Origin of the sequence: Streptomyces echinatus (assembly GCF_014203595.1) — a bacterium.
In the GTDB taxonomy this organism is placed as follows: Bacteria; Actinomycetota; Actinomycetes; order Streptomycetales; family Streptomycetaceae; genus Streptomyces; species Streptomyces echinatus.
Genome location: NZ_JACHJK010000011.1, coordinates 320,985 through 347,054, shown reverse-complemented (window position 1 = coordinate 347,054; position 26,070 = coordinate 320,985). Strand labels below are relative to the sequence as shown.

The window sequence follows — 26,070 nt, the reverse complement described above, 5'->3', positions numbered from 1 at the left end:
CACGTCGGCCCACTTGTGCGCCCCGACGTGGTCCAGGCCGTCACCGATCTTGTCGGTGGTGTAGTCGATGCCCTCGCCGAGGAGTTTCTCGCCGCTGTCGAGGAGCTTCTCGCCGCCGCTGAGCAGCGAGTTGGTCACGTCACCGAGGCCCATCAGCCCTCACCGCCCCGCTGCCGGTCAGCCGGTTCACCGACCGCCTCACGCAGCTCCCCCAGGCTCACGCCCGGCACCGGCCCGATCGTGCGCGAGGTCTCCACGTCGTGCGCGGCGCCCTTCCAGGCCTGCTTGCTGTTAGCCCACGCTTCCTCGAAGGACTTCTTGCTGTAGTCCACGTCCCCGCCGAGCGGCCCGGACGTGGCGATGTCCTTCCAGCCCATTTTCTCCACGTCCTCCTCGGACGCGTACGGGTTGCCGACGGCCGCGTTGGTGACGATCTTGAACGTGCCTTCCACGTACTTGTCGTTCTCGTAGTACGTGCCCGCCGCCAGGCCCGTCTTCTCGGCGAACCCGTTGCCCTCGTTGATCAGTGACCGAACGCCCCACTCCCAGCGTTCACAGAACGACTCGAACTCGCCGGTCAGGCCCTCATGGCCCAACTCCAGCCCGGACAGCGCGATGTCGGAGAAACCCCGCCCGGCGCCCGCCTCGCCGACCATGCCCAGTTCCTTCAACTCGCCCAGCGCATCGGTCAGACCCTTCGCGATCAGACCGAGCCCCTCGGTCTTCAGGTCCTTGCCGCTGTCGGTCACTCCTCGTCCCCCGCCCCACCGTCGGCACTTACCGCCACCGCATCCGGCACGACCCCGCGCACCGGCGGGAACACCATCCCCTGCTCACCGTCCGCACAGTCCAGCGCCACCCCGCACGGCACTCCGGCGGCGGGAACGGCCGCGTCCAGCAGGCGGGCGCCGAGGACCGTCTGGTACCGCCACTCCCGGGCACCCTCACCGCGCGCGATCGCGTAACGGGCCAGCGCCTGCTCGTCGGAGAACGCCAGGATGAAACGCACCCCATTGAAGTCCGCTGTCAGCAGCCCGGGTTCGGAGTCCGGGCCCGGGCCGTCGTCCAACGGCACCAGGACCGGGGTGCGGCGGAACTCGCCCAGCAGGACGGCGAACTCCCGGCGCCTGCGCTCGGCGCCGTCGGGGGCATCGGGGAGCGGTGCCGCAGGCTCGGACAGACCCGTGTCCTCACGTTCCTTCGGCGCGGTCGCGTCCCGTTGCTCCGCAGGGGCCGGGTGGGTGTAGTCGTACAGTCGTGACCTTCGCATGTGCGACGCCGATGCAGCGTCGCCCCCGTGTTCATTCACGGCTGGATCATCACATCGGCCAGGTCGGGATCGCAACGGGGACGGAATTGAGTTGAGCAAATCGGCCCGGCGGTCGACCGTGGCGCACTGGCGGGACGGCACCGCACGGCGGTTCCGGGCCGGGCGGAGCAGGCCCGGGCGCCACCTACGACGGGCAGGCCCGGGAGACGACCGGCCGCGGGGGACCCGAGGTGTTCACCGGGTCACGCCTCGGACAGGTCCGCGCAGAGTTTGCGGAGGACCGTGCCGCAGCGGCGGGCGTAGGCGTGTTGCAGGCCGCGGGTGGCCGGGCCGCCCGCGCGGGCGTACCACTTGGCGGCCCTGCTGAACGCGGCGACGGTGAGCCAGACGGTGCCGTCGCCGGTGCGGTCGACCACGAAGGCCTCCTCGCCGCACTCGGGATGGCCTTCGAGGGTGCCGTAGGCCCAGCCGGCCCGGCGGGGTTCCTCGGCCGTCCAGATGATGCGGCAGGGTGCCTTGACGACGCCGGCCAGGGTGACCGTGACGTCGACGCCGGGGGCCGCGCGGTCGGCCGTGGCGTCGATGCCGACGCCGAGCGCGCGGTGCATCTCCCAGGTCAGGACCGCCTCGGCGGCCCGCTGGAACACCTCCCCGCCCTCGCCGAGGCGGGTGCGGACGAGCATCGGGTGGAAGCCGGGCGGGCAGACGGTCAGATCGTCGCGGGTCGCGCCGACCGGCTCGTAGGTGAAGGGCGCCGAGGACATGGGTCACAAGCGTAGGGCGGCACCCGGGAGGTCTTCCTCCCGGGTGCCGCCCTCAGCCGGCCCGGCCAGGGTCAGGCGACGTTGACCGCCGACCAGGCCGCCGCGACGGCCTTGTACTCGGTGCTGGTGGAGCCGTACAGGGCGGACGCCGCGCTCAGGGTCGCCGTGCGGGCGGCCTTGTAGTCGGTCGTCGACGTGAAGTACGTGGTCAGCGCCTTGTACCAGATCTGCAGCGCCTTGGCGCGGCCGATGCCGGTGACGGTGGAGCCGTTGGACGTCGGCGAGTTGTAGGTCACGCCGTTGATCGTCTTCGAACCGCTGCCCTCGGCGAGGAGGTAGAAGAAGTGGTTCGCGACGCCGGACGAGTAGTGCACGTCCTTGTTGCCGACGGTGGAGGACCAGTAGTCCGCCGAGCCGCCGTCCTTGCTGGGCTTGTCCATGTAGCGCAGCGGGGTGCCGTCGCCGTTGATGTCGATCTCCTCGCCGATGAGGTAGTCACCGACGTCGTTGGAGTTGTTCGCGAAGAACTCGACACCCGTGCCGAAGATGTCCGAGGTGGCCTCGTTCAGGCCGCCGGACTCGCCCGAGTACTCCAGGCCGGCGGTGTTGGAGGTGACACCGTGGCTCATCTCGTGGCCGGCGACGTCCAGCGAGGTGAGGGGGCTCACGTTGCCCTCGCCGTCGCCGTAGGTCATGCAGAAGCAGCTGTCGTCCCAGAAGGCGTTCACGTACGAGCTGCCGTAGTGGACGCGGGAGTAGGCGCCGACACCGTTGTTCTTGATGCCGCTGCGGTTGAACGTGCTCTTGTAGAAGTCCCAGGTCTCCTGGGCGCCGTAGGCGGCGTCCACGGCGGCCGTCTGGTCCGTGGAGGAGCTGGAGGCGCTGCCCGTGCCCCAGACGTTGTCGGCGTCGGTGAACAGCGTGCCCTTGCCCGACGTCTTGTGAGCCAGGTTGTACGTCTTGTGGCTGCCCCGCGTCGCGTCGCTCAGCTGGTACGTCGAGCCCGAGAGGGTGGTGGTGAGGCTGACGGTGCCGGAGTACAGGCTCTTGCCGGTGCCGGTCGCGTTCTCGATGCCCTGGTACTCGAAGAGCTTCTTGCCGGTGGTGGCGTCGGTGATGACGTGCAGCTGGTTCGGGGTGCCGTCGTCCTGGAGGCCGCCGACGACGGTCTCGTAGGCGAGGACGGGCTTGCCGGAGCCGGCCCAGATCACCTTGCGGGCGCCGTCCGCGGCGGTCTTGGCGGAGCCGAGCGTCTTGGCGGCGGACACCGCCTGCTGCGCGGCCTTGGCGGCGGTGACCCGCGGCGTGAGCGAGGCCACCTTGATGGCGGACTTGTTCGCTCTGGTGACGCCCTGGGTCTTGCCGGACCTGGAGTGGACGATCAGGTCGCCGCCCAGCACCGGCAGGCCGGCGTAGGTGCGCTCGTAGCGGGTGTGCACGGTGCCGTCGACGTCCTTGACGACGTCCTTGACGACCAGCTTCTCCTGGGTGCCGAGGCCTATCTGCTGCGCGGTCTCGGTCGCGCCGGCCTGGGCCTGCTGGATCAGGGTGGTGCGGGCGGCCGCGGACAGCGTGGTCGGGGCTGCGGCCAGGGGTGTGGCGGCGGCTCCGGCCGGGGTCTGGGCGCTGGCACTGGTGGTCAGACCGGTGGCGAGGAGGGCTCCGGCCGCGACAGCGGTGGCGATGGCCAGAGAGGTGCGCTTGTGACGCGCGTAGAGGGGGCTCACGCAAGCTCCTTCTTGTGGGGAGTCCAGCCAGAGTGGGGTCACTGGCCGACTGTGTGGGGTGGTGAAGTTGCTGTGCTGCGGCGGGTGGAGAGAGAGTGACACCCAGGGCGCGTACATGTCAGGACCCTGAAGTGATGTTGGCTGGAATTCGACTGTCCGATAAACATTTCGGCAATGTGAACGGGCGTTGCCCGAGGAGGTCGAACCCTCGGGCAACGCCGTGATTCCGGGCCTGTTGCGTCCGGTTTACGGGAACGTCAGCTTCCAGCCGTTGATCGTTCCCGTGTCGTAGGTGGCCTGATCCTGTACCCGCAGCTTCCAGGTTCCGTTGGCCGTTTCCGCCGCGGCGTTGACCGTGTAGGTCTCGTTCACGTTGTCCGCCGAGTCGCTGCCGCTGAAGTTCTTCAGGCGGTACGCGGTGCCGGACGGGCCGACGAGGTCGATCACCAGGTCGCCCCGCCAGGTGTGCGTGATGTCGACGGCCACCTGAAGGTTGCTCGGCGCGTTTCCGGTCCTGCCGGTGACGCTGATGTTCGAGGTGACGGCCGGTCCGTTGTCCGGGACGGACACGGGCGTGGTGTTCTCGTACGACGTGCCGCCGCCGCCCCCGCCACCGGAGCGCGAACCGACCGCGACGCCCGCCCAGGCGTCCTGCACCGCCTTGTACTCGGCGCTGGAGGTGCCGTACAGCTCTCCCGCCGCCGCCAGGGTGCCGGTGCGGGCGCCCGCGTAGTTGGTGGTGGACGTCCACTTGGTGGACAGCGCCCGGTACCAGATCTGCAGCGCCTTGTCCCGGCCGATGCCGGTGACCGGGAGGTTGTCCGCGGTCGGCGAGTTGTAGGTGACACCGTTGACGACCTTGGTGCCGCTGCCCTCGCTCAGCAGGTAGAAGAAGTGGTTCGCCGGGCCGGACGAGTAGTGCACGTCGACGCCGCCGATGCCCGAGTACCAGTTGTCCTTGGACGCGCCGTCCTTGCTGGGCTTGTCCATGTAGCGCAGCGGGGTGCCGTTGCCGTTGATGTCGATCTTCTCGCCGACGAGGTAGTCGCCGGGGTCGGTGGAGTTGTTCGCGTAGAACTCCACGCCGGCGGCCATGATGTCGCTGGTCGCCTCGTTCAGACCGCCGGACTCACCGCTGTAGTTGAGGTTCGCGGTGGCGGAGGTGACGCCGTGGCTCATCTCGTGGCCGGCGACGTCGATCGACGTCAGCGGCTTGGCGTTGCCGGAGCCGTCGCCGTAGGTCATGCAGAAGCAGCTGTCGTCCCAGAAGGCGTTCACGTACGAGTTGCCGTAGTGGACGCGGGAGTAGGCGCCGACGCCGTTGTTCTTGATGCCGCTGCGGCCGAACGTGTTCTTGTAGAAGTCCCAGGTGAGCGCCGCGCCGTAGTGGGCGTCCGCGCCGGCCGTGGCGGCGTTGGAGTTGCTGCCGTTGCCCCAGGTGTCGTTGTTCTGCGAGTACAGGGTGCCGGTGCCGGAGGAGCCGTGGTTCAGGTTGTACGTCTTGTGGCCGCCGCGTGCCCCGTCGTTGAGCGTGTACGTCGAGCCCGACTGGGTCGTGGTCAGCGTGACCTGCCCGCTGTACTGGGTGTTGCCGATGCCGTTCTTGACGCCCTGGTACTCGTAGAGCTTCTTGCCGGTGGCGGCGTCGGTGATGACGTGCAGCTGGTTCGGGGTGCCGTCGTCCTGGAGGCCGCCGACGACCGTCTCGTACGCCAGCACGGGCTTGCCCGTCGCCGCCCAGATCACCTTGCGGACACTGTCCGCGGTCGACTTGGTCCCGCCGAGCGCCCTGGCCCGCTGCACGGCCTGCTTCTGCGCCGCGGCCTTCGACAGCGCGGGGGTCAGACCGGCGACCTTCAGCGTGGCGCCGGTGGCCTTGATCACGTCCATCGTCTTGCCCGACGAGGCGGTGGTGACGATCAGGTCGCCGCCGAGCACCGGCAGGCCCCCGTACGTCCGCTCGTACCGGGTGTGCAGCGTGCCGTCGGCGTCCTTGACGACGTCCTTGACGACCAGCTTCTCCTGGCTGCCCAGGCCGATCTGCCGGGCGGTGGCGGCGGTGCCGGCGCCGGCGTGGCGTATCAGCTCGGCGCGCTGCGAGGGGGTGAGCTTGACCGCCGCGTGGGCCGGGTTGGCCCGGCCGGTCTGCGGTGCCGCCGGGGTGGCGCTGGCCGCGCCGGACTGGACGGCGGCGGCGATCAGGGCGGCGACGCCGGCGAGGGCGACGGTGGCGGTGCGGCGGTGCGAGGTGTGGGAGGTGCGTCCGCGAGAGGAACTGCTTCTCAACACTGACTCCTTCTGCGGGACCGCGGGTCGCGCGGCCAGGGGAGACCGGACGGTGGGTTGGGGCGTCCGGGCAGAACAGGCGTTACGCGGAACCAGGTGCAGGTGCGGGTGCAGTTGCTGAGCCGGCCCACACGGGCGTGCACGAACTGTGGGGTTGCTGTGAGTCGGCCAGGGAAGAGTGACAGGAATCACCGGACCTGTCAGGACCGCGTCACAAATTTGGCCAGAAATGCTCCGTTGACCGGATGTTCATGTTCGGTATGCGAACCGGCCGGTCGACGGCGGGGTTTGCGCCATGGTCGCCCGGCCGGTTCCGGCGGGACCGGACCGGCTCCCACCGGCACCGGGAGGGGAGCCGGGCGGGGCGCCGGTCCCGCCGGGCTCAGTTCTTCCCGGTGCCGCCGTGCCACGTGTGCCACAGGGCCGCGTACGGGCCGTCGGCCGTCACCAGGTCCTCGTGCGTGCCCAGTTCCGTCAGCAGGCCGTTCTCCATGACCGCCACCCGGTCGGCGTCGTGGGCCGTGTGCAGACGGTGGGCGATCGCGATGACCGTGCGGCCCCGCAGCACCGCGGCCAGCGCGCGCTCGGTGTGCCGGGCCGTGGCGGGGTCCAGCAGGGCCGTCGCCTCGTCCAGGATCAGGGTGTGCGGATCGGCCAGCACCACCCGGGCCAGCGCGAGTTGCTGGGCCTGGGAGCCGTCCGTACGGCAACCGCCCGCGCCGAGAAGGGTGTCGAGACCGTCCGGCAGGGCGCGCACCCAGTCGTCCGCGCCCACCGCCCCGAGCGCGGCCCACAAGTCGGCGTCCGTGGCGCCCGGTTCGGCGATCAGCAGGTTCTCCCGGACCGTGCCGAGGAACACGTGGTGCTCCTGAGTGACCAGGACCACCTGGCGGCGCAGCACCTCCGGCTCCAGCTCCGCGACCGGCACCCCGCCCACCGTCACCGTGCCGCCGCCCGGCCGGTCGATGCCCGCGAGCAGCCGGCTGAGCGTGGTCTTGCCGGCACCCGAGGGGCCCACCACCGCCAGCCGCTCCCCGGGCCGCACCGTCAGGTCCACCCCGCGCAGCACCTCACCGCCGCGCTCGTACGCGTACCGCACCCCGCGCACGTCGATCCGGTCGTCCGCGGGCACCGGGGACCCGCCCTCCGCCTCCCCGCGCGGCGCCTGCGCCAGACCCTCCACCCGCGCGAACGACGCCCCGCTGCTCTGGAGTTGCTCCACCCGCATCAGGATCTGGTCCAGCGGCTCGGTGAACTGCCGCAGATACAGCGCCGCCGCCACCACCGCGCCGACCCCGACCCCGCCCCGCGCGTGCAGCCACCCGCCGAACAGCAGCACCCCCGCCACCGGGACCGTGTACGTCACCTCGACCGCCGGGAAGAACACCGTCCGCAGGAACAGCGTGCGGAAGCGGGTACGGCGGGACGTCTCCAGCGCGTCCCGGCTCGCCGCGATCCGGCGCCGCCGGAGCCGGAACGCCTCCACGGTCCGGGCCCCGGCCGCCGTCGAGGCGACGACCTCCGCGATCTCCGACGTCGCCGCGCCCTCGGCGAGATAGCCGTCCCGGGCCCGCCGCAGGTACCAGCGCAGCGCCAGCCAGATCGGGGCCAGGCCCAGCACCCCGAACAGCCCGAGGAGCGGGTCGAGCGCGAACACCGCCCCGAGCACGAACAGCGCCTGCACGCCGTTGACCAGCAGATCCGGGCCGACGTCCCGCAGCGTGGTGCCGACGGTCGCCACGTCCGCCGTACCGCGGGCCGTCAGATCGCCGGTGCCGGCGCGCTCCACCGCCGACGCGGGCAGCGCCAGCACCCGCTCGACGTACTCCTCGCGCACCCGGGCCAGCGTCCGCTCGCCGAACCGGTGGCCCACGTACCGCGCCCAGCGGGCCAGCAGCAGCTGCGCCACCGAACACAGCAGGATCCACAGGGCAGGCCGGTCCACCGCGTCGACGCCGTGCCCGGCCCGCACCTCGTCGACGATCCGCCCGACCAGCCAGGGCCCGACCAGTCCCGCGCCCGCCGCGAGCGCGTTCAGCAGCAGCGCCGCGGCGAACGCCCGGCCGTCCGCTCGCACCAGCCGCAGCGCGGCCCGCCGCACCCGGGCCCGGTCCGCGACCGGCAGCAACCGCTCACCCGCCGTCATCGCACAGCCTCCTCGGCGTCCGTGTCCACCGTTCCCACCGCGTCGCCGTTGTCTCCGGTGTCTCCGGTGTCTCCGGTGTCCGAGGTGTCTCCCGTCTCCCCGGCGTCCCGCGCCACCAGGGCCCGGTAGCCCGCCTCCCGGTCCAGCAGCCGACGGTGCGGGCCGGTCGCCGCGACCTTGCCGTCGACCAGGAACACGACGGTGTCCGCACGGTCCAGCACCAGCGGCGAGGTGGACGCCACCACCGTCGTACGGCCCTCCCGCGCCGCGCGCAGCCGGCCGGCGACCGTCGCCTCCGTGTGCGCGTCCAGGGCCGAGGTCGGCTCCACGGCGAGCAGCACCTCGGGATCGGCCAGCAGCGCCCGCACCAGCCGCAGCCGCTGCCGCTGGCCGCCCGAGAGGCTGCGGCCCTGCCCGGCCACCGGCGAGTCGGGCCCGTCCGGCAGGCCGCGCACGACGTCCTCGGCGGCGGCCGCGTACAGCGCCCGGGCGAGGGCCGCGTCGCCGGCCGGACGCCCTGCCGCCACCACGTCCCGCAGCGGCCCCGCGAACAGGTCGGCCTCGTTGTCGGCGACCAGGATCCGCCCGCGCACCGCGTCCAGCGGGACCTCGTCGAGCCGTACCCCGCCCCAGGTGGCGTCGGTCGGCCCGTACCGGCCGAGCCGGTCGACGACGGCGGCGGCCTCGGCCGGCCGGGCCGCGGCGAGGGCGGTCAGCCGGCCCGGCACCACCCGCACCCCGGACGCGGGGTCGTGCAGCTCGGCCGGCCCGTCGGGGGCCGGCCGCCCGCCGGTGTCGGGCTCCGGCTCCAGCCGCAGCAGCCGGACCACCCGGCGCGCGGCCACCACGCCCCGGTTCAGCTCGTAGGCCATCATGACGAAGAACGCCACGGGCCCGATCAGCACCGCCACATAGCCGTACACCGACACCAACTGGCCCACCGTGATGGCGCCCTGGGCCGCCAGCCGGGCCGCGAGCCAGGTCACCACCGCCAGGAACAGGGTGGGCAGGCCCATGCCGAGCGCCTGCACCCAGCTGGCCACCGCACCCACCCGGTAGCCCTGCTCCCGCAGCCGCTGCGAGTCACGCCGGAAGGCGTCCGCGAACAGGCCCTTCCCGCCGAGCCCGTTGAGGACGCGCAGACCGCCCGCCAGGTCCCCGATCCGCGCGGTGAGCACCCCCTGCCGCTCCCGGTACTCGCTCTCCGCACCCTGCAGACGCCGCGTCAGCGGCCCGGTGAGCAGCGCGATCACCGGCACCCCGAGCAGCACCACGGCCGCGAGCGGCACGGAGACGGCCAGCAGCAGCCCGGCCACCACCGCGTACACCACGACCGAGCCGACACCCGGCCCCACCACGGTCAGCGCCTGCGCCAGGGTCTGCACGTCACCGACCCCGATCGTCACCACCTCACCGGCCCCGGCCCGGCGCGGCAGCGCGGCCCCGAGCCGTACGACGTGGTCCACAACCACTTTCACCGTGCGGAAGTTGGCGTCCATCCGCACCCGCGTCATCGTGCGGTGCCGCATGATGCTCAGCCAGGCGTTCACCGCCCCGACCACGAACATCGCCACCGTCCAGCCGGCCAGCACCCCCGGCCGCCCCGGCACCAGACCGTCGTCCACGGCCCGCGCCATCATGTACGGCTGCGCCGCCAGCAGCACCATCCACGTACTGCCCAGCAGCGCCCCGGCCGCCGACCGGCCCGGCTGACGCAGCACCAGCCACCACAGATAGCGCCAGCCGCCCCGGGTGTCGGGCCTGCCCGGGTCCTCGTAGGCGTCGATCATCCGTCCCCCGATCCGCTCGGCCGTGCCGGGAGCGGGGCCCGGCGGCAGACGTCGAACCTATCCAGGGTGGGGAAGGGGCTCCATGGAATAAAGAGCGCCGCCCGGCCGAACGGCCCGGCTCCCGCGGCGGCGCGTACGGCCTCCCGAACGAGCTGGTCGTAGGACCGACGGCGGAGGCGGGTCCGGCCGAAACTCAGTGGGCGTTGTCAGTGCCGGTCCGTAGGCTCGCGGTGATGCCCACGACACGTGCAACCCCCGAGGACCGTTCCGCCGTGCGCACCCTCGCGCGGTTGTGGCCGTACGTCCGGCCCGTCCGCGCCCGGCTGCTCACGGCCGCGTTCGTCGCGGTCGTCGCCTCCTGCACCGGGCTGGTGATCCCGCTCGTGCTGAAGTGGATGGTGGACGGACCGGTCGCCGACCGCGACCCGGCGGGCGTGTGGCTCGGCGCGCTCTGCCTGTTCCTGCTCGGCATCGCCGAGGCGGTCCTGTTCGGCATACGGCGCTGGCTGGTGGCCCGGCCGCTGTCGCACGTCGAGGCGGAGATGCGGGCGGGGCTCTACCGCCGGCTGCAACGCCTGCCCGTGGCCTTCCACGACCGCTGGGCGTCCGGCCAGCTGCTCTCGCGCGCCACCACCGATCTGATGCTGCTCCGCATGTTCCTGGCCTTCCCGTTGACGTTCCTGCTGGTCAACGGGGTCACGATCGTCGCCGGCGTGGTGATCATGCTGGTGCAGGACTGGACGCTGGGCCTGGTCATCCTGGTGCCCGCCGTCCCCGTCCTGTGGACCTGCGTGGTCTTCGAACGGCGGTACGCGGAGGTGGCCCGGCGCGCCCAGGACCAGGTCGGCGACCTGACCACGGTGGTCGAGGAGAGCGTGCTCGGCATCCGCATCATCAAGGGCTTCGGCCGCCACCGCACCCAGGCCCGCGCCTTCCGCGAACTCTCCGGCCGGCTCCGGGGCACGGAACTGCGCAAGGCGCGGCTGCTGGCCACCATCTGGGGCGTCATCGTGACGCTGCCCGAGGCGGCGATCGGGGCGGCGCTGGTGCTCGGCGCCGTCCGGGTGGCCGACGGCGAGCTGTCCGCGGGCACCCTGGTCGCCTTCCTGAGCACGGCTCTCGCGCTGCGCTGGCCGGTGGACTCCATCGGTTTCCTGCTCGCGATGAGCCAGGAGGCGGCGACCGCCACGGAGCGGTACTTCGAGGTGATGGACGAGGAACCGGAGAGCGCGGACGAGGGCGCTCCCGCCCCTCGCACCGCCCCGGGCGGCGACACCGGTCTCCGCTTCGAGAACGTCCAGTTCCGCTACCCCGACGCCGCCCCCGGCTCCCCGCCCGTCCTCACCCGCGTCGACCTCCACATCCGCCCCGGCGAGTCCATGGCGCTCGTCGGAGCCACCGGAAGCGGGAAGACCACCCTCACCGCCCTCGTCCCCCGCCTCCACGAGGTCACCTCCGGCCGGATCACGCTCGACGGCGTGGACATCCGCAAGATGACCCGGGAGGAACTGCGCACCAAGGTCGCCGTCGCCTTCGAGGAACCGACCCTCTTCTCGGCGAGCGTCGGCGAGAACGTGCTCATGGGTGCCCCGGACGACGCCGGGAAGCCCGAGCTGGACCGGGCCCTCGCCATCGCCCAGGCCGACTTCGCGCACACGCTCCCGCAGGGCACCGACACCCGCGTCGGCGAGCAGGGCCTCAGCCTCTCCGGCGGCCAGCGGCAGCGCCTCGCGCTGGCCCGCGCGGTGGTCGGCCGGCCGGGCTTCCTCGTGCTCGACGACCCGCTGTCGGCCCTGGACGTGCACACGGAGGCCGCCGTGGAGGGCGCGCTGCGCCGGGTCCTCGCCGGCACCACCGCGCTGATCGTGGCCCACCGCCCGTCCACGGTGCTGCTCGCCGACCGGGTCGCCCTGCTGTCGGAGGGCCGGATCACCGCCGTGGGCACCCACCAGGAACTGCTCCGCCACAACAGCGAGTACGCCCATCTGATGTCCGGGGAACAGGAGGACTCCCGTTGACCACGACCGCCTCCACCCCCGCCGTCGCCGACGACGACGAACCGGCCCGCCCGCAGGACCCGGGCGACCCCTTCGACCGGGACGTCCTGCCCACCCCGCCCGGCGCCACCGCCGCCCTGCTGCGTTCGCTGCTCGCGCCCATGAAGGGCCGGACCGCGCTCACCACGTCCCTGCTGCTGCTCCAGCAGGCGGTGGTGCAGGCGGGCCCGCTGCTGGTGGCGTACGCCATCGACACCGCCGTACCGGCCTTCCGGGAGCACCGGCACGGCCCGCTGATCGCGGTCGCCGTCGGCTATCTGCTGTGCGCCCTCGCCTCGGGCCTGCTCCAGTTCGCGTTCATCGAGAGCTCAGCCCGGGTCAGCCAGGACGTCCTGCTCGACCTGCGCGGCCGGATCTTCCGGCACGCGCAGGCGCTGAGCGTCGACTTCCACGAGCGGTACACCTCGGGCCGGCTGATCTCCCGGTCCACCACGGACGTCGAGTCACTGCGCGAACTCCTGGAGGAGGGGCTCCAGGAGCTGGTGACCGTCGTCCTGTCCTTCGTCTACATCTCGGCGATGCTGCTCTGGCTGGATCCGGGCCTCGGCGCGGTCGCGGTGGCCTCCTTCGTGCCGCTGTACCTGCTCGTCCGGGTCTACCGGCGGCGCGCGCAGCGGGTGTTCCGGGCGCGGTCGACGGCCATCGCCGCGGTGATCGTGAAGTTCGTGGAGACGATGAACGGCATCCGGCCGGTGCGCGCCTTCCGCCGGGAGGCCGCGAACGACGCCGATTTCGCCGTGCTGAACGAGCGGCACGAGCGGGTGAACGGGGACTCGCTGCTGGAGATGGCCCGCTACGTCGTCGGCTCCCGGCTGGTGGCCAACACGGCGGTCGCGGCGATCGTGCTCTGGGGCGCCCACCGGGTGGTGTCCGGCTCGCTGGAGCTGGGCGTGCTGGCGGCGGCGGTGCTGTACCTGCGCCGGCTGTACGACCCGATCGACCGGCTCGGCATGTTCCTGAACTCCTACCAGTCGGCGGCGGCCTCCCTGGAGAAGATCGCCGGGCTGCTGGCCCAGACGCCCTCCGTGCCCGAGCCCGTCCGGCCGCGCGAGCTGCCCCCGCTGAAGAACGAGTTCCCGGGCCGCGAGGTCGTCTTCGACGGGGTCCGGTTCGGCTACCGCACCGGCGGTGAGGTGCTGCCCCGCTTCGACCTCACCCTCCCCGCCGGGCAGACGGTCGCGGTCGTCGGCACCACCGGCGCGGGCAAGTCGACCCTGGCCAAACTGCTCGCCCGCTTCTACGACCCCTCCGCCGGGCGCGTCCTGCTGGACGGCGTGGACCTGCGCGAGCTGGCGGTCCCCGAACTGCGGCGCGGGGTGGTCATGGTGACGCAGGAGGCGTTCCTGTTCTCCGGCACGGTCGCCGACAACATCGCCATCGGCCGGCCCGACGCCGGCCGGGAGGAGATCGAGCAGGCCGCGAAGGCCATCGGCGCGCACGAGTTCATCAGCGCGCTGCCCGACGGCTACGACACCGACGTACGCAAGCGCGGCGGGCGCATCTCCGCCGGGCAGCGCCAGCTGGTCGCCTTCGCCCGGGCCCTGCTCGCCGACCCGGCGGTGCTGATCCTGGACGAGGCGACCAGTTCGCTGGACATCCCGGGGGAACGGGCGGTGCAGCGGGCGATGTCGACGGTGCTGCGGGGCCGTACCGCCGTGGTGATCGCGCACCGGCTGTCCACCGTGGAGGTCGCGGACCGGGTGCTGGTGATGGAGCACGGCCGGATCGTCGAGGACGGCCGCCCGGCGGAACTCATCGCGGGCACCGGCCGGTTCGCCGACCTCCACCGGGCATGGCGGGACAGCCTGGCCTGACCGTCCGCCGTCCGCCGGGCGGGATCACGGCACGCCCAGCTCGAAGAGGGCGTAGCCGGCGTACGAGCCGGAGGCCAGGGCCGCGATGCCCAGCAGCGTGCACTGCACGGGCAGGCTCAGCCGGCGCATGCCGACGGCGAGCGGCAGGAACAGCGGGAAGCAGGGCAGCAGATAGCGGGAGATGTTGGCGACGATCTGCTGGCTGCCGAGCACCAGGACCAGCGTGAGGACCGTGTACACGACCAGCACGGGCGGCGGGCGCAGCCGCACCAGCAGCGGCAGCAGCGCGCAGGCGAGCAGGATGACGCAGACCGAGATGACGTCCGCGAAGGGGTAGGCGAAGAGATAGTCGAACTTGCCCACGGGCACGGACGTCAGCACGTCCCAGGTCTGTTCGCCGTAGTCGAAGCTGTGCGCCCAGGCGCCCGACTGGAGCTTGAAGTAGCCGCCCAGGTCGCCCATGCGGTTGCCGACCCAGAGCAGATAGCCGAACAGGCCGAGCGGGGCCATGCCGAGGGCCAGCAGCGGGCGCAGGGCACCGTCCTCGCGGTCGCGCAGGGAGAGCAGCGCGGCCACGCCGAGCGCGGCGATCAGCGCGGCGGCCGTGGGCCGGTTCAGACCGGCCGCGAACGTGACCACGCCGGCGGTGAGCCAGCGGCGGGTGAGCACGGCGTAGCAGGCCCAGGCGGCCAGGGCCACGTAGAGGGAGTCGGAGTAGACCGCCCACTCCACGCCCGAGCCCGGCCACACCGCCCACAGCCCGGCCGCCGCGAGTCCGGCCCGCCGGCCGCCGAACCGCTCCGCGACGGCGTAGATGCCGAGGGCGGCGGCGAACGAGGCGAGGATGGACACCAGCAGGCCGGCGCCGTAGGAGCCGAGCCCGGTGACCGCCGAGGCGAGCCGGACCAGGGCCGGATAGAGCGGGAAGAACGCCGCCGAGTTGCCCTCCAGCGTGATCAGGCCGGTGGCGCCCGGGACCGGGACGAGCTTGGGGTCGTAGCCGTGCAGCGCTATCTGCTGGTACCACCAGCCGTCCCAGGTGGCCAGCACGTCCCAGGCGTGCGCGCCGCCGCCGAACCGGGGATGCCTGGTGCGGTAGTCCCCGGTGGAGGACAGCAGGTACATGAAGGAGCAGAATCCGGCCAGCTTCAGCGTGCCGAACATGGCGAGGACCGGTCCGTGCCGGCGGGCGGCGGCCCTGAACCGGTCGCCGGGCAGGGTGCGGCCGGCGGACGCGCGTATGTGGGGGAGGGTGGCGGTCACCGGGCCACCGGCCTCGGACCGCGGCCCAGGGTGCGCCGCATCCGGGCGATCCCCCGCAGATCCGCCAGCGCGGTGGCGAGGATGTCGACGCTGCTGTCCGGGTCGTCGACCCAGTCCACCGGCACCTCGTGGATCCTCAGCCCGGCCCGCTCGGCGAGCACCAGCAGTTCGGTGTCGAAGAACCACTCCCCGTCCCGCACCAGCGGCAGCAGGCGCTCGGCGGTCTCGCGCCGGATCGCCTTGAAACCGCACTGCGCGTCGGAGAAGCCGACGGCGAGCGTGCAGCGCAGCAGCACGTTGTAGCAGCGGGATATGACCTCGCGCTTGGCCCCGCGCACCACTCGCGCCCCGGGGGCGAGCCGGGTGCCGATGGCCACGTCGGAGTGGCCGGAGATCAGCGGGGCGACGAGCGGCAGCAGCGCGGTGAGCCCGGTGGACAGGTCGACGTCGAGGTACGCCAGCACGGGCGCCCGGGACCCCGACCAGGCGGCCCGCAGTGCCCGGCCCCGGCCCTTCTCGGGCAGCCGCAGCGAGTTCACCTCGGGGAGCTCGGCGGCGAGCCGGGCGGCGATCTCCGGGGTGCGGTCGGTGCTCGCGTTGTCGGCGATGGTGATGCGGAAGGGGTAGGGGAAGGTGTCCCGCAGGTGCGTGTGGAGCCGCCGCACATTGGGCTCCAGGTCCTTCTCCTCGTTGTACACCGGCACGGTCACGTCGAGGACGGGATCCTCCTGGGGCGTCCGCAGGGGGGTGCGGCGGGGCGCCGGCGCCCCGGCCGGAGGCCGGCTCGGTCGGATGTATGTCACGTGTTTCCCCGTTTGTTCTGGAGTGTCGGGCATGCCGAGGGCACGCGCGGGCGTGGTGGACACGAGGTCTAGCCGCTCGGGCTGATCGCCGCCGAGGGGTCGTACGACGGCTCGGAGGTCTCGCTCGCCGATGCCGTGGCCGGTGGCGTGGTGCCGCCGGCGGTGGCGGTGGCGGTGTCCGTCGGCGGCGACGGGTACGAGGCGGTGGCCGAACTCCCGCTGGTCGAGGGCGGTTCGGAGGTGGTCGGGGTGTAGCCCGGAGTGGGGAAGCCCGTCGGCGTCGAGGACGGCGTACCGCTCGGCGCTTGCGACTCGGAGGTGCTCGGCTCGGGTGCCGGGCTGATCACGGGCCGGGGCTGCGGTGCGGTGGGCCGGTCCTCGGTGTGGCCGTGCGGCCACAGGAACAGCCCCAGGCCGACCCCGGCCACCGCCAGTACCGAACCGGCGGCCCGGCGCGCCGCCCGCGCCCGGCGCCGGACCCGTACGCCCGCGCGCAGCGCCTCCCGGTGCCGGGCCTCGAAGGAGACCGGCCGGCCGTCCTGCTGCATGAGGCGTGTCAGCTGCCGCTCGAAGTGATCCATGCGATCCGTCTGATCCATGCGGTCCATGGCTTCTCCCTCACCCCACCGGCTCGATGACGTCGGCCAGCAGGCCGCGCAGCCGGGCCACCCCGCGCGAGGCGTGGGACCGGGCCGTGCCCACCGGGCAGCCCAGCGCCTCGGCCACCTGCCGGTCGGGCAGGTCCTGGTAGTAGCGCAGCACGACGGCGGCCCGCTGCTGCGGGCTCAGCTGCGCGAGCGCCGCCTCCAGCCGGGAGCGCTCGGCGACCGTGGCCGACAGGTCGCCGTCCGCCGCCGTCTCGGGCAGCTCCTCCACGGGCCGCTCGCCCCACCAGCGCCGGCGGGCCGAGCGGGCCGCGGCCCGCGCCAGCACCTTGCGCACGTAGGCCTCCGGTGCCTCGTCGGCGATCTTCGGCCAGACGAACCACAGCTTCACCAGGGACTCCTGCAACAAGTCCTCGGCACGGTGCCGATCGCCCCCGGTGAGCAGACGGGCCAGATGGAACAACACCGACCAACGGGCCGCCACGAACGCGTCGTACTCACCGGCCCGAGCCTGCTCCATCCTCACGGTTCCTGTCCTCGCCGGCTGTCTCTCACAAGGGGAAAGGCCCTGGACCCCCTCCCGCGCTGCACTCGGCGGGCGTGATCCGCGTCACGCACAGCCGGGACACAGGCCCAGGGGATTCTCCCGCACAGCCTTGGCCAAGGATTCAGGCGACCCGCAGCAGCAGCACCGACCGCTCCGGAACCGTGATCCGGGCCCCCGCCGGATGCACCGCGCCCGGCGCCTGCGCCTGCTCCTCCGCGGCGGTGTCCACGACCACCTCGTACCGCTCCGCCCACGGCGGCCCCGGCAGCACGAACCCGGTCGGCCGGTCGCCCGCGTGCAGCACCGCGAGGAAGCTGTCGTCCACCACCGGCGCGCCCCGCTCGTCCCGGCCCGGGATGTCCCGCCCGGACAGATACATGCCGAGCGTGGCCGCGGGCGCGTACCAGTCGCCCTCCGTCATCTCCGCGCCCCGCGAGGTGAACCACGCCAGGTCCCGCAGCCCGTCCGCGGTCTGGGACCGGCCGGAGAAGAAGGCCCGCCGGCGCAGCACCGGATGCCGGTGGCGCAGCGCGATCAGCCGCGCGGTCAGGTCGTACAGCGCCCGCCAGCCGGGATCCTCCAGCAGGGACCAGTCCAGCCAGCTGATCTCGTTGTCCTGGCAGTAGGCGTTGTTGTTGCCGCGCTGGGTGCGGCCGAGTTCGTCGCCGGCCACCAGCATGGGCACACCGGTGGACAGCAGCAGGGTGGTGAGGAGGTTCCGCAGCTGCCGGCGGCGCAGCGCCCGCACCCGCTCGTCACCGGTCTCGCCCTCCGCCCCGCAGTTCCAGGAGCGGTTGTCGTGCGTGCCGTCCCGGTTGTTCTCGCCGTTGGCCTCGTTGTGCTTGGTCTCGTACGACACCAGGTCGCGCAGGGTGAAGCCGTCGTGCGCGGTGACGAAGTTGACGGAGGCGTAGGGCCGCCGGCCGCCCCAGGCGTACAGATCGCTGGAGCCGGAGAGGCGGTAGCCCATCTCCCGCACATCGGGCAGCGCGTGCCGCCAGAAGTCCCGGACGGCGTTGCGGTAGCGGTCGTTCCACTCGGTCCACAGGGGCGGGAAGGCGCCCACCTGGTAACCGCCGGAGCCGATGTCCCACGGCTCGGCGATGAGCTTCACCCGGCGCAGCACCGGGTCCTGGGCGATGACCGCGAGAAACGGGGAGAGCATGTCGACGTCGTGCATCGAGCGGGCCAGCGCCGCCGCGAGGTCGAAGCGGAAGCCGTCCACGCCCATCTCGGTCACCCAGTAGCGCAGCGAGTCGGTGATCAGGCGCAGCACCTGGGGCTGGACGACGTGCAGGGTGTTGCCGCAGCCCGTGTAGTCGGCGTACCGGCGGGCGTCGCCCTGGAGCCGGTAGTAGCCCCGGTTGTCGATGCCCTTCAGGGACAGCGTGGGGCCCAGCTCGCCCGCCTCCGCCGTGTGGTTGTAGACCACGTCGAGGATGACCTCGATGCCGGCCGCGTGCAGAGCGCGCACCATCCGCTTGAACTCGCCCACCTGCTGTCCCGTCGTGCCGGCGGCCGCGTAGGCCGCGTGCGGGGCGAAGTAGCCGATGGAGTTGTAGCCCCAGTAGTTCCTCAGACCCCGGCGCAGCAGGTGGTCCTCGTGCGCGAACTGGTGCACGGGCAGCAGCTCGACGGCCGTGACGCCCAGCTTCACCAGGTGCTCGACCGCGGCCGGGTGCGCGAGCCCGGCGTAGGTGCCGCGCAGTTCCCGGGGGATGCCGGGATGGAGCCGGGTGAAGCCCCGGACGTGCAGTTCGTAGATGACCGAGTCCGCCCACGGCGTCTTGGGGCGGTGGTCGTCGGACCAGTCGTCGTCGTCGTGGACGACGACGCCCTTCGGCACGTGCGGGGCCGAGTCCCGTTCGTCCCGCACGGTGTCCGCGGCCTGCTGCTCCGGCCAGTCCCGGACGTGCCCGTACACCTCGGGCGGCAGCCGGAACTCGCCGTCCACCGCCCGGGCGTACGGGTCGAGCAGCAGCTTGGCCGGGTTCCAGCGGGCGCCGGTCCACGGGTCCCAGCGGCCGTCCACCCGGTAGCCGTACCGCTGCCCGGGCATCACCCCCGGCACGAACCCGTGCCAGATCTCGTGCGTCAGTTCGGTCAGCGGGATCCGTGTCTCCCGTCCCCCCTCGTCGAACAGGCACACCCGGACCGCCTCGGCCCCGGCCGCCCACAGCGCGAAGTTGGTGCCGGCGACCCCGTCCGGGCCGACCCGGAACCGGGCCCCCAGCGGGGTCGGCGCGCCCGGCCACACGGCCGGGGTGGGCGGTACGGCCCGCCGGGCGCCGTTCGCCGCCGCCGGTTGCCCGCTCCCGGCGGCCGGCTCCCCGGCCGGTGCCCGCTGCTCGGCTGCGCTCGTCACTGTCGGCCCTCTTCTCAGTGGCTCACCCGAGGGGCGCGGTCGGCCGTGCCGCGGACCGGGGAGCGTCTCGGCACCCCGGACCCGGCCACCCGGCACGACCGCGCCCCGACGGCTCCCGCGCGAGCTGGGGGTGCCTCCCTTGTGGGGAGGCTCCCCAACGTGTCGTCCTTCCCTGTGTTCTGCCCAGTGCGTGGCTCGCACTCACGTTTCCCCGGAGCGGGCCCGGTCGTTGAGCCCCGCGTGACGCACGTACAAGGACGCGCACGGCGCGCGGGGGCCGCGCTGGCGGCCGTACTGACATGGGCGGGGCTGCTCACGGGCTGCTCCGCGGACGGCCCGGGACCACTGGGCATGGGCGGGGCGATGGGCAAGCCACCGGCTCCCGAGGACGTCATCAGGGTTACTCCGGACGACGGAGCCAAGGGCGTGCATCCGGGTGACCGGCTGCGCATCCGGGTGCCCGGCGGGCGGCTGGAGAAGGTGACGGTCGTCAGGTCGCAGGACGCACAGGACTCACCCGTCCCGGGACACATCAGCGAGGACGGGCTGACCTGGCTGCCCGACCAGGACCGGCTGGCGCTCGCCGCCAAGTACACCGCCGACGTGGTGGCGCTGGACTCCCGGGGCCGCCGCTCGGCCCGGCACACCACCTTCACCACCTACGTCCCCGATGAGCGCTTCATCGGCTACGTCACGCCCGAGAACCGCTCCACCGTCGGTACCGGGATGATCGTCTCGCTCGCCTTCAGCCGGGACATCGGGAACCGGGCCGCCGTCGAACGGGCCGTCCGCGTCACCGCCCGGCCGCCCGTCGAGATCCGCCCGCACTGGTTCGGCAAGAACCGCCTGGACTTCCGCCCGGAGCACTACTGGAAGCCCGGCACCGAGGTCACCGTCGACCTGGACCTGCGGGACGTCGAGGGCGCGCGGGGTGTCTACGGCCTGCAGGACAAGTCCTTCTCCTTCACCGTCGGCCGCAGCCAGGTCTCCGTGGTCGACGCGGCCAAGCACACGATGGACGTGACGCGTGACGGACAGCTCCTCGCCACCGTCCCCATCACGGCCGGCGCCCCCAAACACCCGAGCTACAACGGGAAGATGGTGGTGATGGACATGCTGGAGGTCACCCGCATGAACAGCCAGACCGTCGGCTTCGGCGGCGAGTACGACATCCCCGACGTGCCGCACGCCATGAAGCTCACCGACTCCGGCACCTTCCTGCACGGCAACTACTGGGCGCCGGAGGCCCCCGGGGTGGCCAACGTCAGCCACGGCTGTGTGGGCCTCAGGGACGTCAAGGGCGGCGGCTCGGACACCCCGGCGGGCTGGTTCTTCGACCGCAGCCTCGTCGGTGACGTCATCGAGGTGGTGCACAGCAAGGACAAGACGGTCGCGCCCGACAACGGACTCGGCGGCTGGAACATGCCCTGGGACGCATGGAAGGCGGGCGGCGCGGTGAAGTAGCCGGGGAGGGGGGAGCGCGGAACACGGGTGCCAGGCGGAAGTTGCGACGGAACGGTGACATTCGTCTGACACCGCGCACAAATCCTGGCAGTTAATATGCGCGCAAAGAGGTGGGGAGCGGGCCTGACCTGGGCCTGTCGAGGGGAGAACAACTTGAACATGCGGCCTGTAACGGGGGCGTCGGCGAGAGGGCGGCGAGGCCGTAGGGGACTGGCGGTCATAGCCGGCGCCCTGGTGCTGTCGCTCGCCGCGTGCGGCGGAGGCGGGGACTCGGGCTCCGGCTCCGGCTCGGGCAAGGGCAAGGGCAAGGGCGGCGCACAGGGCGGGCAGTCCACGGCCGCCGTCAGCATCACGCCCAAGTCCGGTGCCACCGGTGTCGACACCAGCGGCGCGCTCAAGGTCAGCGTCGCCCAGGGCAAGCTGACCGAGGTCACGGTCAAGGACGAGAAGGGTGCGAAGGTCGAGGGGGCCATCACCGGGGGCGGTGCGTCCTGGACGCCGTCGACCCATCTGGCCGCCGCCACCAAGTACTCCGTGCACGCGGTCGCGAAGGACTCCGAGGGCCGCGAGGCCGCCGAGGACGCCGCCTTCACCACGCTCACGCCGAAGAACACCTTCGTGGGTTCCTTCACCCCCGAGGACGGCTCCACCGTCGGCGTCGGCATGCCGTTCTCCATACACTTCACGCGGGGCATCACCAGCCCGGACGCGGTGGAGAAGGCCATCCGCATCAAGACCGAGCCGGCCGTCGACGTCGAGGGCCACTGGTTCGGCAACGACCGCCTGGACTTCCGGCCCGAGAAGTACTGGAAGGCCGGCACCAAGGTCACCGTCGACCTCGACCTGGACGGCGTCGAGGGCCGCGACGGCGTCTACGGCGAGCAGCGCAAGACCCTGAAGTTCACCATAGGCCGCAACCAGGTCTCCGTCGTGGACGCCAAGAAGCACACGATGAAGGTCACCCAGGACGGAAAGGTCGTCAAGACCGTCCCGGTCACCACCGGCAAGCCCGGCTACGACACCTGGAACGGCCAGATGGTCATGAGCGAGAAGCTCACCGTCACCCGGATGAACGGCGAGACCGTCGGCTACGGCGGCGAGTACGACATCAAGGACGTGCCGCACGCCATCCGCCTCACCACCTCCGGCACCTTCATCCACGGCAACTACTGGGGTGGCGACGTCTTCGGCAACTCCAACGCCAGCCACGGCTGTGTGGGCCTGCGCGACGTGCGCGGCGGCTACGACAGCGGGGTCCCGGCGGCCTGGTTCTTCAACCACTCGATGGTCGGTGACGTGGTGGTCGTGAAGAACTCCGACGACCGCACGGTCTCCCCGGACAACGGCCTCAACGGCTGGAACATGTCCTGGGCCGACTGGAAGAAGTGAGCCCCACCGACGTGCGGGCCCGGTGCTGTGAGGAACGGCACCGGGCCCATTGTCGTTAGTGGCCGTTAACCTGGCCCCCATGACCGTCACTCTGGAAGTCGCCGAAGGCGTCGGCACCCTGCGGCTGGACCGGCCGCCGATGAACGCGCTGGACATCGCCACCCAGGACCGGCTCAAGGAGCTGGCCGAGGAAGCCACGCGCCGCGACGACGTGCGCGCCGTGGTGATCTACGGCGGCGAGCGGGTGTTCGCGGCGGGCGCGGACATCAAAGAGATGCAGGAGATGGACCACGCCGCGATGGTCCAGCGCTCCCGCGCCCTGCAGGACGCCTTCACCGCCGTGGCCCGCATCCCCAAGCCGGTCGTCGCCGCCGTCACCGGTTACGCGCTCGGCGGAGGCTGCGAGCTGGCCCTGTGCGCCGACTACCGCATCGCCGCCGACAACGCCAAGCTCGGCCAGCCCGAGATCCTGCTCGGGCTGATCCCGGGCGCCGGCGGAACCCAGCGGCTGCCCCGGCTGGTCGGCCCCTCCAAGGCCAAGGACCTGATCTTCACGGGCCGGCAGGTCAAGGCCGACGAGGCCCTGGCGATCGGCCTGGTGGACCGCGTCGTACCGGCCGCCGAGGTGTACGAGCAGGCGCACGCCTGGGCCGCGAGGCTCGCCCAGGGCCCGGCGATCGCGCTGCGCGCGGCGAAGGAGTCCGTCGACACGGGCCTGGAGGCCGACATCGACACCGGTCTCGCCGTCGAACGGAACTGGTTCGCGGGCCTGTTCGCCACCGAGGACCGCGAGCGGGGCATGCGCAGCTTCGTGGAGGAGGGGCCGGGCAAGGCCAAGTTCCTCTGATCGTCAACGGTGTGCACGTCTCGCGGACTCCCGTGTGAGCGCCTGCACTTGACGTGTCGTCTTCTTCGGGTCCCTCGATGGGGCGGTTTATGGGAGCCTTAAGGCAACCTTAAATCTGTGGTGTCGAGGGGACCCGGCGCTTGCCCGGAAGTGGGCCGTCGCCGCAGGTCAGTCGGCCTGCGCCGGACATCGACATGCCCTCGGCATATGCCGGGCGACGGGCGCGTCTTGGGGGCGTGCGGGGGGCGTATTCCTCCGGAACGGCCCCCAAGGCGGCTCCGGACGGCCATCATGGGGGGCATGGCGGGGCTGGAGGGCATCGAACAGCCGCGGGGACACAGCCGTGCAGCCGCGGCGCGCTGGTCGCCCGCGGTCGAGGACGAACAGGCGCTCAAGGCGCTCGAACTGTTCGGCAACCCGACGGAGGCGGAGGTCCCGCTGCCGTCCCGCCCGGAATCCGCCGCCACGGCCCGCCGGCTCGCCCAGGTCGTCGTCCTGCGCACCTGGCACCTCACCCCCAAGATGACCGAGGACGCCGTCTTACTCGTCTCCGAACTCGTCGGCAACGCCGTCCGGCACACCGGGGCCCGCGTCTTCGGTCTGCGGATGCGCCGCCGCCCCGGCTGGATCCGGGTCGAGGTCCGCGATCCCTCACGCGGGCTGCCCTGTCTGATGCCGGTGCAGGAGATGGACGTCAGCGGCCGCGGACTGTTCCTCGTGGACAAGCTCTCCGACCGGTGGGGCGTGGACCTGCTCCCGCGCGGCAAGACCACCTGGTTCGAGATGCGGGTCGCCGACCGCTAGGACCGCGCGTCCGGATCACGCGGCGGCCACGGCACACCGTGCGGTCCCGCCCCCCTCCGGGACGCTTCCGCACGACCCGAAGTCGTTACACACCGGGCTAATCAGCGGTTTTCATGCCGACTCCGCCTTAAATGGTGCGGGTGACCTCCACCCCTCGCCGTGATGTGCTCCGAGCCGGCGCCGGGCTCGTCGCCGGCGGTGGGCTCGCCGCCGGGTGCGGCACCGGCCGGGCGGCCCCACCGCCCGCCCCGGACTCCCCGTCCGCCTCCGCCTCCCCCTCCGCCTCCCGCGCCGGGTCCCGCTCCGTGGCCCCCGCCCCACGCGCCTACCCCGGGCAGCCCGCCCAGATCGCCCACGGCCCGCGCACCCGCCCCCGGGTGGCCCTCACCTTCCACGGCCAGGGCGACCCCGCCCTCGCCCGCACCCTGCTCGCCACGGCCGAGCGGTACGGCGCCCGGCTCACCGTGCTCGCCGTCGGCACCTGGCTGGACGAGCACCCCGGCCTCGCCCGCCGCATCCTCGACGGCGGCCACGACCTCGGCAACCACACCCAACGGCACATCGGCGTCAACACCCTGCCCGAGCCCGACGCCCGCAGGGAGATCACCGACTGCGCCGAGCGGCTCGAACGGCTCACCGGTTCCATCGGCACCTGGTTCCGCCCCTCCCGCGCCCCGGCCGCCTCCCCGCTCGTCACCCGGCTGGCCCACGCCGCCGGCTACCCGCACGTGCTGTCCTACGACGTCGACTCGCTCGACTACACCGGCCCCGGCGCCGCCGCCGTCACCCGCAAGATCCTCGCCGAGGTGCGCAACGGATCGGTGGTGAGCCTGCACTTCGGACACCCGGACACGGTCGCCGCCCTCCCCGACGTCCTCACCGAACTCGGCCGGCGCGGACTGCGCGCGGTCACCACCACGGAGCTGCTGAGCTGATGCGAACCACGAAAGCCGCCCGCCTGCTGGCCGCCGGTGCCGCCGTCACCGCCCTGACGCTGCTCTCCGCGTGCGGCGGCGGGCCGGACGGCCACGAGAACGAGGCCCCCGCCAGCAAGGCACCGGTCCAGCCGCGGGTGAGGGAACCGCGGGTGAACGTGCTGCCCGGGATGCCACCGGTCGACGACCCGGCCGACCTGTACTCCGCCGACCGGCCGAACCGGCTCTCGCCCGTGGTCGAGGACTTCCCCTCCCGGGTGTACGTCCCCAACACCAACTCCGACACGGTCACCGTCATCGACCCCGCGGCCTACCGGGTCCTGGAGACCGTCCGGGTCGGCCGCCAGCCCCAGCACGTCGTACCGTCCTGGGACCTGAAGACCCTCTGGGTCAACAACGACCTCGGCAACAGCCTCACCCCGATCGACCCGCGCACCGGCAGGGCCGGCGCGCCGGTCGAGGTGCACGACCCGTACAACCTGTACTTCACGCCCGACGGCAAGTACGCCGTCGTCATGGCCTCCATGGACCGCCAGCTGGTCTTCCGTGACGCGCACACCATGAAGGTCGTCAAGGCCGTCCCGGTCAGCTGCTACGGCGTCAACCACGCCGACTTCTCGATCGACGGCCGCTACTTCATCGTCTCCTGCGAGTTCAGCGGCGAGATCCTCAAGGTCGACACCGCGCGGATGAAGGTCGTCCGCCAGGAGAAGCTGCCGCTGCACGGGGCCATGCCGCAGGACGTCAAGATCTCCCCGGACGGCAGGCTGTTCTACATCGCCGACATGATGGCCGACGGGATGTGGATCCTCGACGGCGACAAGTTCACCCGGCCCCGGTTCCTCGCCACCGGCAAGGGCGCCCACGGCCTCTACATCAGCCGCGACTCCCGCGAGATGTACGTCTCCAACCGGGGCGAGGGCACCGTCTCCGTCTTCGACTTCACCCGGAACAAGCTCACCAAGAAGTGGCGTCTGCCCGGCGGCGGCAGCCCCGACATGGGCGGCGTCTCCGCCGACGGCAAGGTCCTGTGGCTGTCGGGCCGCTACAACTCCGAGGTGTACGCCATCGACACCCGCACCGGCGCCCAGCTGGCCCGGATCAGGGTCGGCAGCGGCCCGCACGGCCTGGCCGTCTATCCCCAGCCCGGCCGCTACTCGCTCGGCCACACCGGCATCTTCCGCTGAGACGCCG

20 protein-coding genes and 1 pseudogene are annotated in these 26,070 nt (G+C 72.4%); 8 read left to right on the top strand and 13 right to left on the bottom strand.

Annotation, left to right across the window (positions count from 1 at the left end):
- The 8 genes from FHS34_RS44220 to FHS34_RS28820 form a co-directional block, all read right to left on the bottom strand.
- A partial coding sequence (locus FHS34_RS44220) for a putative T7SS-secreted protein (RefSeq protein WP_184970682.1) occupies positions 1-153 on the bottom strand: 153 nt, incomplete at its 3' end.
- Positions 153-749, bottom strand: coding sequence for a hypothetical protein (locus FHS34_RS28850; RefSeq protein ID WP_225818050.1), 597 nt, complete (start codon positions 747-749; stop codon positions 153-155). The genes FHS34_RS28850 and FHS34_RS44220, both read right to left, overlap by 1 nt.
- A complete protein-coding gene (locus FHS34_RS28845; RefSeq protein ID WP_225818049.1) occupies positions 746-1,270 on the bottom strand; it encodes a hypothetical protein in 525 nt (174 codons plus the stop codon). The genes FHS34_RS28850 and FHS34_RS28845 overlap by 4 nt, the downstream gene beginning before the upstream one ends.
- A gap of 242 nt (positions 1,271-1,512) precedes the next feature.
- Entirely contained in the window at positions 1,513-2,034 is a 522-nt protein-coding gene (locus FHS34_RS28840) for a DUF1990 domain-containing protein (protein ID WP_184970680.1), read from the bottom strand.
- A 71-nt stretch (positions 2,035-2,105) separates the two neighbouring features.
- The gene (locus FHS34_RS28835) at positions 2,106-3,761 is read right to left on the bottom strand and encodes a M4 family metallopeptidase (protein WP_184970678.1); all 1,656 of its coding nucleotides are present in this window, start codon (positions 3,759-3,761) and stop codon (positions 2,106-2,108) included.
- 246 nt (positions 3,762-4,007) lie between these two features.
- Positions 4,008-6,047 carry a M4 family metallopeptidase gene (locus tag FHS34_RS28830; protein WP_184970676.1) on the bottom strand — a complete coding sequence of 680 codons (2,040 nt, stop codon included), beginning with the start codon at positions 6,045-6,047 and terminating at the stop codon, positions 4,008-4,010.
- A 382-nt stretch (positions 6,048-6,429) separates the two neighbouring features.
- On the bottom strand, positions 6,430-8,193 hold the full coding sequence (locus FHS34_RS28825) for an ABC transporter ATP-binding protein (protein WP_184970673.1): 1,764 nt from the start codon (positions 8,191-8,193) through the stop codon (positions 6,430-6,432).
- Entirely contained in the window at positions 8,190-9,983 is a 1,794-nt protein-coding gene (locus FHS34_RS28820; protein ID WP_184970671.1) for an ABC transporter transmembrane domain-containing protein, read from the bottom strand. The genes FHS34_RS28825 and FHS34_RS28820 overlap by 4 nt, the downstream gene beginning before the upstream one ends.
- A gap of 233 nt (positions 9,984-10,216) precedes the next feature.
- On the opposite strand from FHS34_RS28820, the gene FHS34_RS28815 reads away from it, so the two are divergent.
- Entirely contained in the window at positions 10,217-12,001 is a 1,785-nt protein-coding gene (locus tag FHS34_RS28815; protein WP_184970669.1) for an ABC transporter ATP-binding protein, read from the top strand.
- Positions 11,998-13,854, top strand: coding sequence for an ABC transporter ATP-binding protein (locus tag FHS34_RS28810; RefSeq protein WP_184970667.1), 1,857 nt, complete (start codon positions 11,998-12,000; stop codon positions 13,852-13,854). Before FHS34_RS28815 ends, FHS34_RS28810 begins: the two co-directional genes overlap by 4 nt.
- A gap of 24 nt (positions 13,855-13,878) precedes the next feature.
- On the opposite strand, the gene FHS34_RS28805 is transcribed toward FHS34_RS28810, so the two are convergent.
- The 5 genes and pseudogenes from FHS34_RS28805 to glgX form a co-directional block, all read right to left on the bottom strand.
- A complete protein-coding gene (locus FHS34_RS28805) occupies positions 13,879-15,117 on the bottom strand; it encodes a putative hexosyltransferase (RefSeq protein WP_184970665.1) in 1,239 nt (412 codons plus the stop codon).
- A 2-nt stretch (positions 15,118-15,119) separates the two neighbouring features.
- Positions 15,120-15,953 (bottom strand): annotated as a pseudogene (locus FHS34_RS28800) (dolichyl-phosphate beta-glucosyltransferase); the annotation flags it as partial.
- A gap of 35 nt (positions 15,954-15,988) precedes the next feature.
- Complete coding sequence (locus FHS34_RS28795; protein WP_184970663.1) at positions 15,989-16,519, bottom strand: hypothetical protein; 531 nt, start codon at positions 16,517-16,519, stop codon at positions 15,989-15,991.
- Positions 16,520-16,538: 19 nt separating this feature from the next.
- Positions 16,539-17,045 (bottom strand): SigE family RNA polymerase sigma factor, encoded by a 507-nt coding sequence (locus FHS34_RS28790; protein WP_184970661.1) that lies wholly within the window; start codon positions 17,043-17,045, stop codon positions 16,539-16,541.
- A 148-nt stretch (positions 17,046-17,193) separates the two neighbouring features.
- Positions 17,194-19,437, bottom strand: a complete 2,244-nt coding sequence (gene glgX, locus FHS34_RS28785) for a glycogen debranching protein GlgX (protein ID WP_184970659.1) — start codon at positions 19,435-19,437, stop codon at positions 17,194-17,196.
- A gap of 240 nt (positions 19,438-19,677) precedes the next feature.
- Here glgX and FHS34_RS28780 point away from each other — a divergent pair, with 240 nt between their 5' ends.
- From FHS34_RS28780 to FHS34_RS28755, 6 genes are all read left to right on the top strand, one after another.
- Positions 19,678-20,901 (top strand): L,D-transpeptidase, encoded by a 1,224-nt coding sequence (locus tag FHS34_RS28780; protein WP_184970657.1) that lies wholly within the window; start codon positions 19,678-19,680, stop codon positions 20,899-20,901.
- A 159-nt stretch (positions 20,902-21,060) separates the two neighbouring features.
- Entirely contained in the window at positions 21,061-22,290 is a 1,230-nt protein-coding gene (locus tag FHS34_RS28775) for a L,D-transpeptidase (RefSeq protein ID WP_184970655.1), read from the top strand.
- 79 nt (positions 22,291-22,369) lie between these two features.
- Positions 22,370-23,137: an enoyl-CoA hydratase/isomerase family protein gene (locus FHS34_RS28770; protein ID WP_184970653.1), complete on the top strand. Its 768-nt coding sequence runs from the start codon at positions 22,370-22,372 to the stop codon at positions 23,135-23,137.
- 300 nt (positions 23,138-23,437) lie between these two features.
- On the top strand, positions 23,438-23,941 hold the full coding sequence (locus FHS34_RS28765) for an ATP-binding protein (RefSeq protein WP_184970651.1): 504 nt from the start codon (positions 23,438-23,440) through the stop codon (positions 23,939-23,941).
- Between the two features lie 131 nt (positions 23,942-24,072).
- A complete protein-coding gene (locus FHS34_RS28760; RefSeq protein WP_184970650.1) occupies positions 24,073-24,876 on the top strand; it encodes a polysaccharide deacetylase family protein in 804 nt (267 codons plus the stop codon).
- Positions 24,876-26,063, top strand: a complete 1,188-nt coding sequence (locus tag FHS34_RS28755) for a YncE family protein (RefSeq protein ID WP_184970648.1) — start codon at positions 24,876-24,878, stop codon at positions 26,061-26,063. Before FHS34_RS28760 ends, FHS34_RS28755 begins: the two co-directional genes overlap by 1 nt.
- Positions 26,064-26,070 lie beyond the last annotated feature (7 nt).